The 881-nt window shown below is 49.5% G+C and carries 1 protein-coding gene; it reads right to left on the reverse strand.

The window, feature by feature from the left end; all coding sequences use genetic code 11:
- On the reverse strand, window positions 1–881 hold an 881-nt coding region (locus NX845_RS23365), incomplete at both ends, for a transketolase family protein (protein ID WP_311319431.1).

The raw sequence follows: 881 nt of genomic DNA on the forward strand, positions 1-881 counted from the left end.
TTTACTACGTTTTCAGTAGTGAAACCGAACATCTTGAATAGCTCGCCTGCTGGTGCAGATTCGCCGAACGTTGTCATGCCGATGATCTTGCCACCGAAGCCAACGTACTTGTACCAGAAGTCAGCGATGCCAGCTTCTACTGCGATACGTGCTGTAACGTCTGACGGAAGTACAGACTCACGGTATTCAGCGTCTTGCTTGTCGAATGCATCAGTTGCAGGCATAGAGACTACGCGTACCGCTTTACCTTCAGCGGTTAGTTCAGCAGCAGCGCTAACCGCTAGCTCAACTTCAGAACCCGTTGCAATGATGATTAGCTCTGGCTTGCCAGCACAATCTTTCAGGATGTAGCCACCCTTCGCGATGTTTGCTACTTGCTCAGCGTCACGATCTTGTTGTGCAAGGTTTTGACGAGAGAAGATAAGTGCAGAAGGACCATCTTTACGCTCGATTGCCAGTTTCCAAGCAACAGCAGACTCAACTTGGTCACATGGACGCCATGTGCTCATGTTTGGAGTCAGACGTAGAGAAGCGATCTGTTCAACCGGTTGGTGAGTTGGACCATCTTCGCCAAGACCGATAGAGTCATGTGTGTAAACTTGGATGTTCTGAGTTTTCATCAGAGCCGCCATACGCATTGCGTTACGCGCGTATTCCATGAACATTAGGAACGTTGCGCCGTATGGTACGAAACCACCGTGCAGAGCGATACCGTTCATGATAGCCGTCATACCGAATTCACGTACACCGTAGTGGATGTAGTTACCAGAGAAGTCATTTGCTTCAAGAGACTTAGAACCAGACCACATAGTCAGGTTAGAAGGCGCAAGGTCAGCAGAGCCGCCCATGAATTCAGGTAGCATAGCACCGAACGCTTCTAG

It is taken from the genome of Vibrio sp. NC2 (genome assembly GCF_025195005.1).
GTDB classification, from domain to species: domain Bacteria; phylum Pseudomonadota; class Gammaproteobacteria; order Enterobacterales; family Vibrionaceae; genus Vibrio; species Vibrio splendidus.